11 protein-coding genes are annotated in these 11,060 nt (G+C 68.6%); 3 read left to right on the forward strand and 8 right to left on the reverse strand.

The annotated features are described in order from the left end of the window. Positions 1–4: 4 nt before the first annotated feature. From ACFVDI_RS01210 to ACFVDI_RS01240, 7 genes are all read right to left on the reverse strand, one after another. Positions 5–1,249 carry an NAD(P)/FAD-dependent oxidoreductase gene (locus ACFVDI_RS01210; RefSeq protein ID WP_378899408.1) on the reverse strand — a complete coding sequence of 415 codons (1,245 nt, stop codon included), beginning with the start codon at positions 1,247–1,249 and terminating at the stop codon, positions 5–7. A 2-nt stretch (positions 1,250–1,251) separates the two neighbouring features. Next, positions 1,252–1,569 (reverse strand): 2Fe-2S iron-sulfur cluster-binding protein, encoded by a 318-nt coding sequence (locus ACFVDI_RS01215; protein WP_378899411.1) that lies wholly within the window; start codon positions 1,567–1,569, stop codon positions 1,252–1,254. Between the two features lie 41 nt (positions 1,570–1,610). Further along, positions 1,611–2,387, reverse strand: coding sequence for an SDR family NAD(P)-dependent oxidoreductase (locus tag ACFVDI_RS01220; RefSeq protein ID WP_378899414.1), 777 nt, complete (start codon positions 2,385–2,387; stop codon positions 1,611–1,613). Between the two features lie 4 nt (positions 2,388–2,391). After that, positions 2,392–4,221 carry a PEP-utilizing enzyme gene (locus ACFVDI_RS01225; protein WP_378899417.1) on the reverse strand — a complete coding sequence of 610 codons (1,830 nt, stop codon included), beginning with the start codon at positions 4,219–4,221 and terminating at the stop codon, positions 2,392–2,394. Between the two features lie 32 nt (positions 4,222–4,253). Further along, a complete protein-coding gene (locus ACFVDI_RS01230; protein ID WP_378899420.1) occupies positions 4,254–5,345 on the reverse strand; it encodes a PEP/pyruvate-binding domain-containing protein in 1,092 nt (363 codons plus the stop codon). Beyond that, entirely contained in the window at positions 5,342–6,643 is a 1,302-nt protein-coding gene (locus ACFVDI_RS01235) for a cytochrome P450 (RefSeq protein WP_378899423.1), read from the reverse strand. The genes ACFVDI_RS01230 and ACFVDI_RS01235 overlap by 4 nt, the downstream gene beginning before the upstream one ends. Positions 6,644–6,780: 137 nt before the next feature. Further along, on the reverse strand, positions 6,781–7,572 hold the full coding sequence (locus ACFVDI_RS01240) for an IclR family transcriptional regulator (RefSeq protein ID WP_378899426.1): 792 nt from the start codon (positions 7,570–7,572) through the stop codon (positions 6,781–6,783). Between the two features lie 29 nt (positions 7,573–7,601). On the opposite strand from ACFVDI_RS01240, the gene ACFVDI_RS01245 reads away from it, so the two are divergent. Then, on the forward strand, positions 7,602–8,654 hold the full coding sequence (locus ACFVDI_RS01245) for an LLM class flavin-dependent oxidoreductase (protein ID WP_378899429.1): 1,053 nt from the start codon (positions 7,602–7,604) through the stop codon (positions 8,652–8,654). Here the strand turns inward: ACFVDI_RS01245 and ACFVDI_RS01250 are convergent. Then, complete coding sequence (locus ACFVDI_RS01250) at positions 8,629–9,429, reverse strand: IclR family transcriptional regulator (RefSeq protein ID WP_378899432.1); 801 nt, start codon at positions 9,427–9,429, stop codon at positions 8,629–8,631. The two genes, ACFVDI_RS01245 and ACFVDI_RS01250, sit on opposite strands and share 26 nt — an antisense overlap. 128 nt (positions 9,430–9,557) lie before the next feature. Here ACFVDI_RS01250 and ACFVDI_RS01255 point away from each other — a divergent pair, with 128 nt between their 5' ends. Together ACFVDI_RS01255 and ACFVDI_RS01260 are read left to right on the forward strand one after the other, a co-directional pair. Further along, positions 9,558–10,322 carry a CoA transferase subunit A gene (locus ACFVDI_RS01255; protein WP_160021995.1) on the forward strand — a complete coding sequence of 255 codons (765 nt, stop codon included), beginning with the start codon at positions 9,558–9,560 and terminating at the stop codon, positions 10,320–10,322. A gap of 1 nt (position 10,323) precedes the next feature. Next, positions 10,324–10,980, forward strand: a complete 657-nt coding sequence (locus ACFVDI_RS01260) for a 3-oxoacid CoA-transferase subunit B (protein ID WP_378899435.1) — start codon at positions 10,324–10,326, stop codon at positions 10,978–10,980. The last annotated feature ends 80 nt before the right edge of the window (positions 10,981–11,060 follow it).

The raw sequence follows: 11,060 nt of genomic DNA on the forward strand, positions 1-11,060 counted from the left end.
CGAGTCACTGGGTCACCTTCTTGAGCATCACCGCCGGGTCTGCCGCGGCGGAGGCGGGAATGTGCTGGCCGTTGCTGAGGGCCGCCTTCACGGCCATGAAGTCGAGCGGGGTGTTGATGGCGTCGCAGGCGATCAGCCGCTCGCGGCGGTAGTAGAGGACCGAGAACTTGCCCTTCTCCTCGTCGCGACGTACGACGGTGCGGTCATGTCCCGCGGAGAGCCCGGCGATCTGGATCTTCATCTCGCCCTGGTTCGACCAGAACCAGGGGATGCCGGCGTACTCCTCGGCACGGCCGGTGATGGCGTACGCAGCGACCTTGCCCTGCTCGACGGCGTTGTTGACGCTCTCGAACCTGATCCGGTCGGCGTCGTCCTCGGAGAGCGGGTTGGGAAGGTTGGCCACGTCGCCGACGGCGATGGTCACCCCGTCGGAGGCCACCGCCTGCCGGTCGACGACGATGCCGTTGTCGCAGTGCAGGCCGATCGACTCGGCGAGCTCTGTGTTGGGTACGACGCCGACACCCACCAGGACCAGGTCGGCCGGATAGACCGTGCCGTCCTCGAGCTCGACGCCGCCGACCTTGTCGCCGCGGGCGGTCGCCCGCTTGATCCGGGCGCCGGTGACGATCTCGATCCCGGCTTCCCGATGCCGTCGGAGCACCTCGGTCGCGGTCTCCTCGCCCACCGCCCTGCCGAGCAGTCGGGGCCCGGCTTCGAGCAGGACCACGTTGCGGCCCATCGCACGGAGGCTGGCGGCCGCCTCGGCACCGATGAAGCCGCCGCCGACCACCACGACGTCCTTGACGTCCGGCACTCGGGCCTTGAGCTCGAGTGCGTCGTCGGCGTTGCGTAGATAGAGGACGCCCGGGAGATCCATGCCCTCCAGCAGGAGTCGCCGGGCCCTGGCGCCCACGGTCAGCGCCAGTCGGTCGAAGTCGAACCGGCGCCCCGACATCGCGTACGCCGCGCCGCTACCGTCGGCCTGCTTGTCGATCCTCAGGATCCGCTCGTTGGCAACGACCTCGATGCGGTGCTCCGCCCAGTAGTCAGCCGTGCGGAAGATCAACGACTCCTTGGACACCTTGTCCTGCAAGAACTCCTTCGAGAGCGCGGGACGCTGGTAGGGACGGTGGTTCTCCTCTCCCAGCAGAGTGATCGGCTCGTCGTACCCGAGCGCCCGAAGCGAGACCGCGAGCTGGACGCCGGCCTGAGAGGCACCGATGATCAGCAGTCCGTTCGACGTGGACATGGTCAGACCTGCGTCTTCGGGGTGGTGACATGGAGGTCACGGTCGGCGACCTTGATCTGGCACGAGAGCCGGGAGCAGTCCTCGCGGTCCACCGCCGCGCCCCAGAGCATCTCGTCCTCCATCTCCTCCATCTCGGGAAGCTGGGCGAGATCGTCCTCGTCGACGAAGACGTGGCAGGTGGCGCAGGACAGCGACCCGCCGCACTCGGCGACGATGCCCGCGATCCCGTTGCGTACCGCGGTCTCCATGACCGAGTCGCCCGAGGTGGCCTCGACGGTTCTGGTTTCGCCGTCGGCGGAGGTGAAGGTGATGGTCGGCATGTGTTGCCCCTTCCTGGGTGAGCTGGGCTCAGCTGGCTGGCTCAGATGAACTGGCGGCCGCCGTCGACGACGACGGTCTGACCGGTGATGAAGCTGCTGTCGGGACCGGCCAGGAACAGCGCCGTGCCGACGATGTCGTCGGGTCGACTGGCCCGGCGCAGCGCACCCCGGTCGATGCCGTACGACTCGGCGTCCTCGATCAGGCTGAGGCTGGCGTCGGTGAGGGTGAAGCCGGGAGCGATCGCGTTGGCGGTGATCGAACGCCGGCCGAGCTCCTTGGCCATCACCCGGGTCAGGGCGACGACGCCTCCCTTGGAGGCCACGTAGTGCAACCACTGTTCCGATCCGGAGTAGATCGTGGCCGAGGACAGGTTGATGATCCGGCCGCCCTCGGGCAGATAGGGGCTACAGGCGCGTACGACCAGCCAGGGGCCCTTCAGGTTGACGTTCATGACGAGGTCCCATTCGGCCGGGTCCAGCTCCTCGAGCGGCGCCCTGGTCAATGTCCCGTAGATCGCGGCGTTGTTGACCACCACATCGATGCTCCCGCCGCCGAACTCAGACACCGCCGCCGCGACCTGACCGGTCGACTCCGGCGAGGTGACGTCGCCGGTGCCGTACCAGACCTCGCCGCCGGCCCGCTCGACGAGGTCGGCGGTCTCCTTCAGCCCCACTTCGGCAACGTCGGTGATCGCGACGCGGTAGCCACGGCTTGCGAACCCGAGCGCGAACTCGCGGCCGAGGCCGCCCGCAGCGCCTGTGACGAGCACCGTGCGACCGGTGCCCTCCTCGTCTGTGGACCTCTCTGATGTCGTCATCGGCTCAGTCCAGGATCTCGACGCGACCGGTTCCGCCGTCCACGCGGACGCGCTGACCGGTCTTGATGGTCGTGGAGCCGTTGCCGGTGCCGGTGACGGCCGGAAGTCCGTATTCACGGCAGACGATCGCCGCGTGGCTCATCATGCCGCCGATGTCGGTGACGGTCGCCTTGATCTTGCCGAAGACCGGTCCCCATGACGGAGCGGTGATGGTGGCGACCAGGATCTCGCCGTCCTGGACCTCACCGAGCTGGTCGGCGTGATAGACGACGCGGGCGATGCCCTCGACCACCCCGGGCGAGGCGGCCATGCCAGTGATCGCGCCGTCACCGTCGGCCTCGTCGCCGGCCAGCCACTGCTGGACCTGCTCGGTGGTGATACCCCACAACATCTGGGTGAACGGCTCGGTGATCTGCGCGGGCGGGGTGTTGAGCGCGGGCTGCGGACGCTGCGTGGAGAGCGCATCGATGATGCCACGACGACGCTCGATCTCCGCCGGCCAGTAGTGCGGACCGGTGGCCTCGGCGCCGACGGCCCAGCCGGTGACCAGGTCGAAGATGGCGTCGCGTACCTCACCACGGGTCAGGTAGAGCATCTCGTCGGGCTGCCAGAACCCCGCCTCGACGAAGACCCGGTCGAGCTCGCGGACCTTGCGCCAGAACACCCCCATCGTCCAGTGCTCGATGTAGAAGTTGTGGTTCTCGACGTACGGGTAGGCGGTCGCCGCCAGGCCCCGTTTGGCGTCGAAGAGACCCTGCTGCTCGGCGTCGAGCAGATCGCGGTACTCCTCGACGATCCGGTCCTTCTCCGCGGTCAGCTCGGCCACCGGCCGCATGATCTGATGGCCCTCCTCGAGCCGGCGGATGTAGTCCTTGATGTAGCCGAGCGGGATCTCCTGGTGCTCGAGCCAGTACTTGTCGTGGCCGTAGAAGCCGTTGCCGACCGTGAAGTTGAACCACGGGTCCTGAGCCTTCTCGTACGCAGCCAGCCACTCGGCCCCACCGGGCATCGCACCGATGGCAGCCAGAGTGCCCGTGACGTCGTCGGTGTTGCCGAACCCCGCCTGGAGATGGCTCTCCACGGCCAGCGCAGCGAGCTGCTTGAGCTCGTCGTCGGGGCGGAACAGCTCCATGTCGACGCCCTGGACCATCTTGGCGATCGCCTGGTCGGGGATGCTCGGGAAGACCTCCTTGCAGAAGGTGAAGAAGTCCAGGTAGGCGAGGTAGCCGAGGTTGAGGAACTCGAAGTGGTACTGCCAGTTCTGGTAGCAGAGCTGGATCAGCCGGTCATAGTTCTCCATCAGGACCTCGGAGCCGTCCTTGGCCTTGCCGGTGGTGATGTCCTCGAAGGGGACCATCTCGGGCAGAGGCCGGAAGCTCAACGCCTCCATCTCGTCGATGGTGCCGCGTACCTTGGTCCGCCAGGCTTCGAGCAGGCTCTCCCAGTTCTGGAAGTAGTGGCCGGCGCGACGCTCGAACTCGGGCACCCGGCCGGCGATCTCTTCCGGGGGCACCGGGACCGGCGACATGTACAGGTAGCCCATGTGGATCTTGAACTCGATCCCGTTGGCCGGCGGGATCAGGAGGTGACGGGTGTTGTACTGCCCGAGGCACTTGACGGCGAACTCGCCGCCGATCGTCTCGAACGGCTTGAAGACCGTCGGCCAGTGCTGGCTGTCGCAGAACCAGAACTTCTCGTCCTCGGCACCGCTGCCGTTGGTGAAGACGAGGTTGTAGGGATAGAGCTTCTCCCAGCCCTCGGCGCCCGGAGGCACGCTCAGCTCGGAGGGCTTCGGGAAGGATTTCAGTGCTGCGGCGGCATCGGTGGCGGTCATCGTTCTCCTTGAACTCGTGCGGACCCGGGCTGCTAGGCGCCGGTCAGATGGCTGGTCAGGCCGGACATGAAGCCGCCGGCCGCGGGCGTGGAGCCCGACGTGGATGGTGCACCCACTCCCCCGCCGGGTCTGCCGGCAGCGGAGTGGATGGTCTCGGGGCGCGCCTGGAGGAGAAGCAGGTCCTCGCCCTCGGGAAGATCTCGGTCGAAGGCCCACTCGATGTCCTGGGGGCAGCCATAGTGCTTCTCGGCGCGCTTGGCGAGGCGCGCGATGGCGACGAACTCCTCGGATTCGAGGCAGAGCCGACCGCGACGCTCCTCCTCGACCTCGCGCTCGACCAGCCCTCCGGCGTCGGCGTCGGGAACGAGCTCGGCGTGCTTGGCGCCGCAGTGCTGCTCCACGACGGTGAGCATCACCTTGTCGAGCAGAAGGTTGTCGGGGGTCACCTGGCCCGAGACCACCATCTCGCCAACACCGTAGGAGGCGTCGATGGCGACCTTGGAACGGTCTCCGGTGGTCGGGTTCAGGGTGATCGCGACACCCGCAGCTCGGGCGTTGACCATCTTCTGCACCGCTACTGCCATCGACAGACCCTCATCGGGGATGTCGTTCTTGAGGCGGTACAGGATGGCCCGGCTGGTGTAGATCGAGGCCCAGCAGCGCCGGATGTGCTCGCGCACCTGGTCCCAGCCGCGCAGCCATAGATAGGTGTCCTGCTGACCGGCGAAGCTGGCGTCGGGCAGGTCCTCGGCGGTTGCCGACGATCTGACCGCCACAGGCACATCCGCGCCTATCCGCTCGATCAGGGCTGCGTACGCCCCCTCGACCGCCCCGTGGACCGGCACGGGCACAGGCAGCTCGAGCAGCATCTCCCGGATCCGGCGCGCCACCTCCTCGACGGCGGCGACGTCGGCCGGGTCCAGCCCGGTCAGCATGGTGGAGATCTGGTTGGCCATCCCGGAGTCACGGACGAAGGCGTCGTACGCCGCTGTCGTCACCGCGAACCCCGGAGGAACCGGCATCCCGGCGGCCGTCATCGTCGCCAGCGACGCACACTTGCCGCCGAGCAGGTCGTGCTCGGCCGGGGTCGGGTCGTCGAAGAACTGTACGTAGGGCGCGTTCATGCCTGGGCCTCCGTTCGGGCCGGGTCGATGGCTCTGTCCTGACCGAGGTCCCAGGTCACCGGAACGGCGAGCGGTGCCCGGAACGAGAGGTTGTCGCCGAAGTGGATCGCCTCGCCCCCGGCCAGCCGTAGGTCGGGCGCAACCCGGACGATCTCCTCCAGGGCGACCCTCGCCTGCAACTTGGCGAGCATGTTGCCGAGGCAGTAGTGGATGCCGAATCCGAAGGCGAGATGCTCGCGGGCGTTGCCGCGCGTGACGTCGAAGGAGTCGGGCTCCTCGAAATGGGACTCGTCGCGGTTGGCTGACCCCATGAGCAGCAGCAGCTCGGCACCCTTCTCGATGGCCACACCACCGATCGTCGTGTCCTTGAGCGCCTTGCGGCGCCAGCCGACGATCGAGGGGCTCGTCCGCAGAACCTCGTCGACCGCTCCGGGGATCAGGCCAGGGTCAGTGCAGACCCGCTGCCACTGGTCTGGGTGGCTCAGCAGCATTCGGACAGCGTTGGAGATCAGGGTGGTGGTGGTCTCATGACCGGCGAAGAGCAGGCTGTAGCAGATCGAGGCGATCTCGTGATCGGTGATCGGGTCGCCGTCGCGCTGGGCGCGGACCAGGTCGCCGACGAGGGAGTCGCGGTCCTCGGCGTGCGCCTCGGCCACCAGGCGCTGGCACTCCTGCCAGTACGCGACCAGGTTGTGCGCGTGTGGCACCTGCTCCTCGTCGCTGAGGTCGCCCCAGGTCATCGCCGCACGTGAGTCGGACCAGGTCTTGAACTGCTCCACCTGCGAGGTGTCGGCACCGATCAGGGTGAGGATGGTGACCGTCGGGACGTCGTAGGCGAGATCGCGCACGATGTCCCCGGTCGGGGCGGTGCGGGTCAACATCGCCGCCAGCAGGTCGACGACATGCTGGCGGATCGTCGGCTCGAGCTTCTTGTAACGCCGCGGCGTGAAGGCCTTGGAGGTCACCTTGCGGATGCGGGTGTGCTCGGGTGGCACCCTTGCGGAGAGACCGGAGTAGGCGGTGAAGCCGCCCTCCTCCATGATCCGCCTGGCCTCGGCGCCCCTCTCCCGAACCGGTGCCTGAGCGTTCTCGCTGCTGAAGGTCTCCCAGTCCTCGAAGACAGCCTTCACGTCGTCGTAGCGGCTCACGACCCAGTAGCCGACACGCTCGTCGAACATGACCGGCTCGTCGGTGCGCAGCGCCGCGTAGGAGGGAAACGGATCGTCCATCGCGAACGGCTCGTACCCGTGATGAACCGGGCAGCCCGTCGACGGCCGAGCGTCGTTGGTCGCGGTCATGAGTGGTCCTCTCACCGTGGGGCGGATCGACATCGTGTGATGCCTGCAACACCCTGGATCCTTCCTCCGTGTGGCCCCCGCCACAATGGGCGGATTCCATTCAATGGAAGTGGATCCCCGGACGGGACCTACGCCGGCTAGTCGGTAGCGCGCTGCTGGCCGGCGGCTTCTGCACTTTTCGCCCAGCGGTTGACCGCAGGAGCGATACGGGCGGCGGTACCGCGCAGGGTCGGTAGATGACGCGGCATCTGATCGGCCTGGCTGGAATGCATCGCCAACCCGATCGCTGCCGGCGCCGAGCCGTCGGCAACGATCACCGGCACCGCGATCGAGCACGTCCCGATGCGCACCTCCTCATACGTCGTCGCGAACCCCCGCTCACGGATCGACGCGAGCTCGTCCAGGAGACGCTGCGGACGTACGACAGTCTTCGGGGTGACGGCAGCGAGGCCGCGAGCGACGTATGCCTCCTGCATCCAGCGCTCCTCGTAGGCGAGCAACACCTTCCCGACCGCGGTGGCATGCAGAGGCAGCCGGCCTCCGACCCGACTGGCCCGCGGCACTCGCTTGGAGCTGTAGATCCGGTCGATGTAGAGCGCTTCGTCGCCCTCACGGATCACGAGATGGGTGTTCTCGTTGGTCAACGAGAACAGATCCTGGAGGTAGGGGCGGCTCGCTTCCCGCAGCTGCCGGCTGGCCTGCTGGGCGATCTCCCACAGCCGGAGCCCGACACTGTAGGCACCACCCTCGTCGCGCTCCAGCGCACCCCACGACGCCAGTTCACCGACCAGCCGATGAGCGGTCGGGAGCGAGAGATCAGCGTGCACGGCGATCTCGGTCAGGCTCACCGAGCTGCGACCGCTCTCGAAGACGGAGAGGATCGCCAGGACCTTGGCCGTCACCGAACGGCCGTCGCCTCCCCGGCTCATCAGCACTCACCCGTGTTCGGTTCCATCCAATGAATCTATCCGGTCCCGACCTGGTCAACAGGAAGCATCGTGACGTCGGCATGGTTGAGGCCGGTGTGAGGCTCTCCATGCTGGACCGCTCCCGTACGCGGACGGGCTGTCCCGAAGGCGCTGCGCTGACCCACACGATCGAGCGGGCGGTGGCCGCCGAGAGGCTGGGCTACCACCGGTTCTGGGTCGCCGAGCACCACGCGGTGCCGGGGATCGCGTCGGGGTCGCCGCCGGTGCTGCTCGGAGCGCTCGGCGCGCACACCTCCACGATCCGGCTCGGGTCGGGCGGGGTGATGCTGCCGCACCACCAGCCGCTGGTCGTCGCCGAGCAGTTCCTCATGCTCGACGCCCTCTACCCCGGCCGTATCGACCTGGGGCTGGGGCGCACGCTGGGCTTCACCGCACCCGTACGCCGCGCGCTGCGGCAGGATCTCGACGACCCGGACACGTTCGCCGAGGACATCGAGGAGCTGCAGGACTATCTCGACCGCACCGCCCCGGTGACCGCGCGCCCGGCTGCCGAGCGCCGGATCCCGATGTTCGTGCTGGCCACGGGACGGGGAGTCGCCCTCGCGGCAGGGCTCGGGCTGCCGGTCGTCGTGGGCGGTCCGGTGCTGGACAGCCCACGGCTGGGCGAGCTGCTGGGGGCGTACCGGAAGGACTTCCGGCCCTCCTCACGGGCTCCCGAGCCGTCGGTGATCGTCTCCGTCGACGTGCTCGTCGCGGACACCGACGCCGAGGCCGCCGAGCTCGCGCTGCCGGAGGCGTGGGCGATGGCCCGGTCGCGGCAGACCGGCGAGTTCGGCCCGCTCGAACCCGTCGACGCGATCCGGTCGCAGACATGGTCGAACCAGGTCCGTGAGCGGGTCGAGGCCCATCTCGCCCGGACCACCGCAGGATCGGTCGAGACCGTCCGGCGCCGCCTCGACCAGCTGGCCGAGGCCACCGGAGCCGACGAGCTTCTCGCCTTCACCTCGACCTACGACCGCGACGCCCAGCTCGCCTCCGACGCCGCGCTCGCCCAGATCATGACCGCCCGGGCAGAGGTGTAGACCCGGTTCCCGAGCTGGTCGACAACGTGTGGGCCGCCTCCAGGAGGAGACGACCGAGCTCGGCCTGGCGCGGAGGCGCGAGGCGGGCCTCGATGCCGGTGATGCTCAACGCCCCGTAGGGCTGCCCGTGGGCGTCGAAGACGGCGGCGCCCAGACCCCAGCTGCCGACCACGATGAGGCCCGGGTTGACCGCGAAGCCGCGCTCGCGGGTGGCGGCGATGCGCTTCCGCAGAGCGGACGCGGAGTGCTCCTCGCCGTAGACGGGGACGAGGTCGGTGCGGGCCAGGTAGGCCTCGCGGCGCGACTCGGGCATGAGCGCCAGGATCGCCAGGCCGGCGGAGGCGACACCGAGGGGGAACCGGATGCCTTCGTGGAGCACGTGCGAGCGGATCGGGAAGCTGCCGTCCTCGCGCAGGACGCAGACGGTCTCGTCGCCACGCCGGATCGAGAAGAACGCGCTCTCCCCTGTATCCCGGGCGATGCGCAGCACCGCCGCCCGGGCCGCCGGGGTGATGTCGTGGCGGGTGGTCGCGGCGGCACCGAGCAGGAAGCACTCCGGCCCGAGGTGCCACGCGCCGGTGCTGTTGTCGCGCTCGACCAGCCCCTCCTCCTGCAACGTGCTCAGCAGCCGGTGGGCGGTCGGGCGCGGGATGGCGGCGGCCGTCGCGAGCTGGGTGGTCGTCGACCCCTCCGGCTCGCGCGCGGCGAGCAGCCGCAGCAGGTGCGCGCTGCGACGGATCACGCTGGGCTGGGTCGCGCCGGGGCCGGGTTCCATGAGACGTACGATAGGTGCCGTCCGCTCAGTGAACGCATCTGCGGCAGCGGGGTCGGTCAACGAAAGATCGAGCGTGAACTCGCGATCATCTATTGACCGAGCGACCCGCCCGCCCTTGACTGATGATCATGGACAAGGTCATCTCCTCAGCCGCCGAGGCGGTCGCGGACATCCCGAACGGAGCGACCCTCACGGTCGGCGGCTTCGGGTTGTGCGGCATCCCCTCGGTGCTCATCAACGCAATCCTCGAGGCCGGCGTGACCGACCTCGAGGTGGTCTCCAACAACGCGGGCGTCGACGACTGGGGCCTGGGCCTGCTGCTCGGCGCCGGACGCCTGCGCCGGGTCGTCGCGTCGTACGTCGGTGAGAACAAGGAGTTCGCGCGGCAGTACCTCTCCGGCGACCTCGAGGTCGAGCTGACCCCGCAGGGCACGCTGGCCGAGCGGATGCGCGCGGGCGGCTCCGGCATCGCCGCCTTCTACACCCGCACCGGCGTCGGCACGCAGGTGGCGCAGGGCGGGCTGCCGTGGAAGTACGACGACGCCGGCAACGTCATCAAGACCTCGCCGGAGAAGCCGGTGATGACCTTCGAGACGCCTGACGGCGAGAAGGAGTTCGTCCTGGAGGAGGCCATCGTCGCCGACTTCGGCATCGTCCGCGCGTGGAAGGGCGACCGCCACGGCAACCTCGTCTTCAAGGACTCCGCTCGCAACTTCAACCCGCTGGCCGCGATGGCCGGCCAGATCACGATCGCGGAGGTCGAGGAGCTCGTCGAGCCCGGCGAGATCCCGCCGAACGACGTCCACCTCCCCGGGGTCTACGTCCACCGCGTCGTGCCCCTGACCCCCGAACAGGCCGCCGACAAGCGCATCGAGAAGAGGACGGTCCGCTGACATGGCATGGACACGTGAACAGATGGCCGCTCGCGCCGCCGCGGAGCTCTCCGACGGCGACTACGTCAACCTCGGCATCGGGCTGCCGACGCTGGTGCCCAACTACGTCCCCGACGACGTCGAGCTGGTGCTGCAGAGCGAGAACGGCATCCTCGGCACCGGCGCCTATCCCACCGAGGACGCCGTCGACCCGGACCTGATCAACGCCGGCAAGGAGACGGTCACCGTGCGCAAGGGCGCGAGCTTCTTCGACTCCGCCACCAGCTTCGGGATGATCCGTTCCGGCAAGATCGACGCCGCGATCCTCGGCGCCATGCAGGTCTCGAAGGGCGGCGACCTCGCCAACTGGATGATCCCCGGCAAGATGGTCAAGGGCATGGGCGGCGCGATGGACCTCGTCCACGGCGCCAAGAAGGTCGTCGTGCTGATGGAGCACGTCGCCCGCGACGGCTCCTACAAGATCGTCGAGGAGTGCTCGCTGCCCTACACCGGTCTCGGCGTCGTGCAGCGCATCATCACCGACCTGTGCGTCCTCGACATCACCCCCGAGGGCCTGCGCCTGGTCGAGCTCGCCCCGGGCGTCACCCTGAACCAGCTGTACTACGCCGTTCGCCGACTCGCACGTGATCCCTGGCCACGAACGCGTAACGGTGGTTGACACCCGCTCGTGCGACGGAGCATCCTGCCCCATCGGATCATTGGTCTAGACCGGAACGTACCAATCTTCCGGACCAGATG

Source organism: Nocardioides sp. NPDC057767 (genome assembly GCF_042798275.1).
In the GTDB taxonomy this organism is placed as follows: Bacteria; Actinomycetota; Actinomycetes; order Propionibacteriales; family Nocardioidaceae; genus Nocardioides.

What these genes read in the sequence shown, in the direction of transcription:
- ACFVDI_RS01210 (WP_378899408.1), bottom strand. Translation starts at nt 1,249, where the DNA reads ATGTCCACGTCGAACGGACTGCTGATCATCGGTGCCTCTCAGGCCGGC.
- ACFVDI_RS01215 (WP_378899411.1), bottom strand. Translation starts at nt 1,569, where the DNA reads ATGCCGACCATCACCTTCACCTCCGCCGACGGCGAAACCAGAACCGTC.
- ACFVDI_RS01220 (WP_378899414.1), bottom strand. Translation starts at nt 2,387, where the DNA reads ATGACGACATCAGAGAGGTCCACAGACGAGGAGGGCACCGGTCGCACG.
- ACFVDI_RS01225 (WP_378899417.1), bottom strand. Translation starts at nt 4,221, where the DNA reads ATGACCGCCACCGATGCCGCCGCAGCACTGAAATCCTTCCCGAAGCCC.
- ACFVDI_RS01230 (WP_378899420.1), bottom strand. Translation starts at nt 5,345, where the DNA reads ATGAACGCGCCCTACGTACAGTTCTTCGACGACCCGACCCCGGCCGAG.
- ACFVDI_RS01235 (WP_378899423.1), bottom strand. Translation starts at nt 6,643, where the DNA reads ATGACCGCGACCAACGACGCTCGGCCGTCGACGGGCTGCCCGGTTCAT.
- ACFVDI_RS01240 (WP_378899426.1), bottom strand. Translation starts at nt 7,572, where the DNA reads ATGAGCCGGGGAGGCGACGGCCGTTCGGTGACGGCCAAGGTCCTGGCG.
- ACFVDI_RS01245 (WP_378899429.1), top strand. Translation starts at nt 7,602, where the DNA reads ATGAATCTATCCGGTCCCGACCTGGTCAACAGGAAGCATCGTGACGTC.
- ACFVDI_RS01250 (WP_378899432.1), bottom strand. Translation starts at nt 9,429, where the DNA reads ATGGAACCCGGCCCCGGCGCGACCCAGCCCAGCGTGATCCGTCGCAGC.
- ACFVDI_RS01255 (WP_160021995.1), top strand. Translation starts at nt 9,558, where the DNA reads ATGGACAAGGTCATCTCCTCAGCCGCCGAGGCGGTCGCGGACATCCCG.
- ACFVDI_RS01260 (WP_378899435.1), top strand. Translation starts at nt 10,324, where the DNA reads ATGGCATGGACACGTGAACAGATGGCCGCTCGCGCCGCCGCGGAGCTC.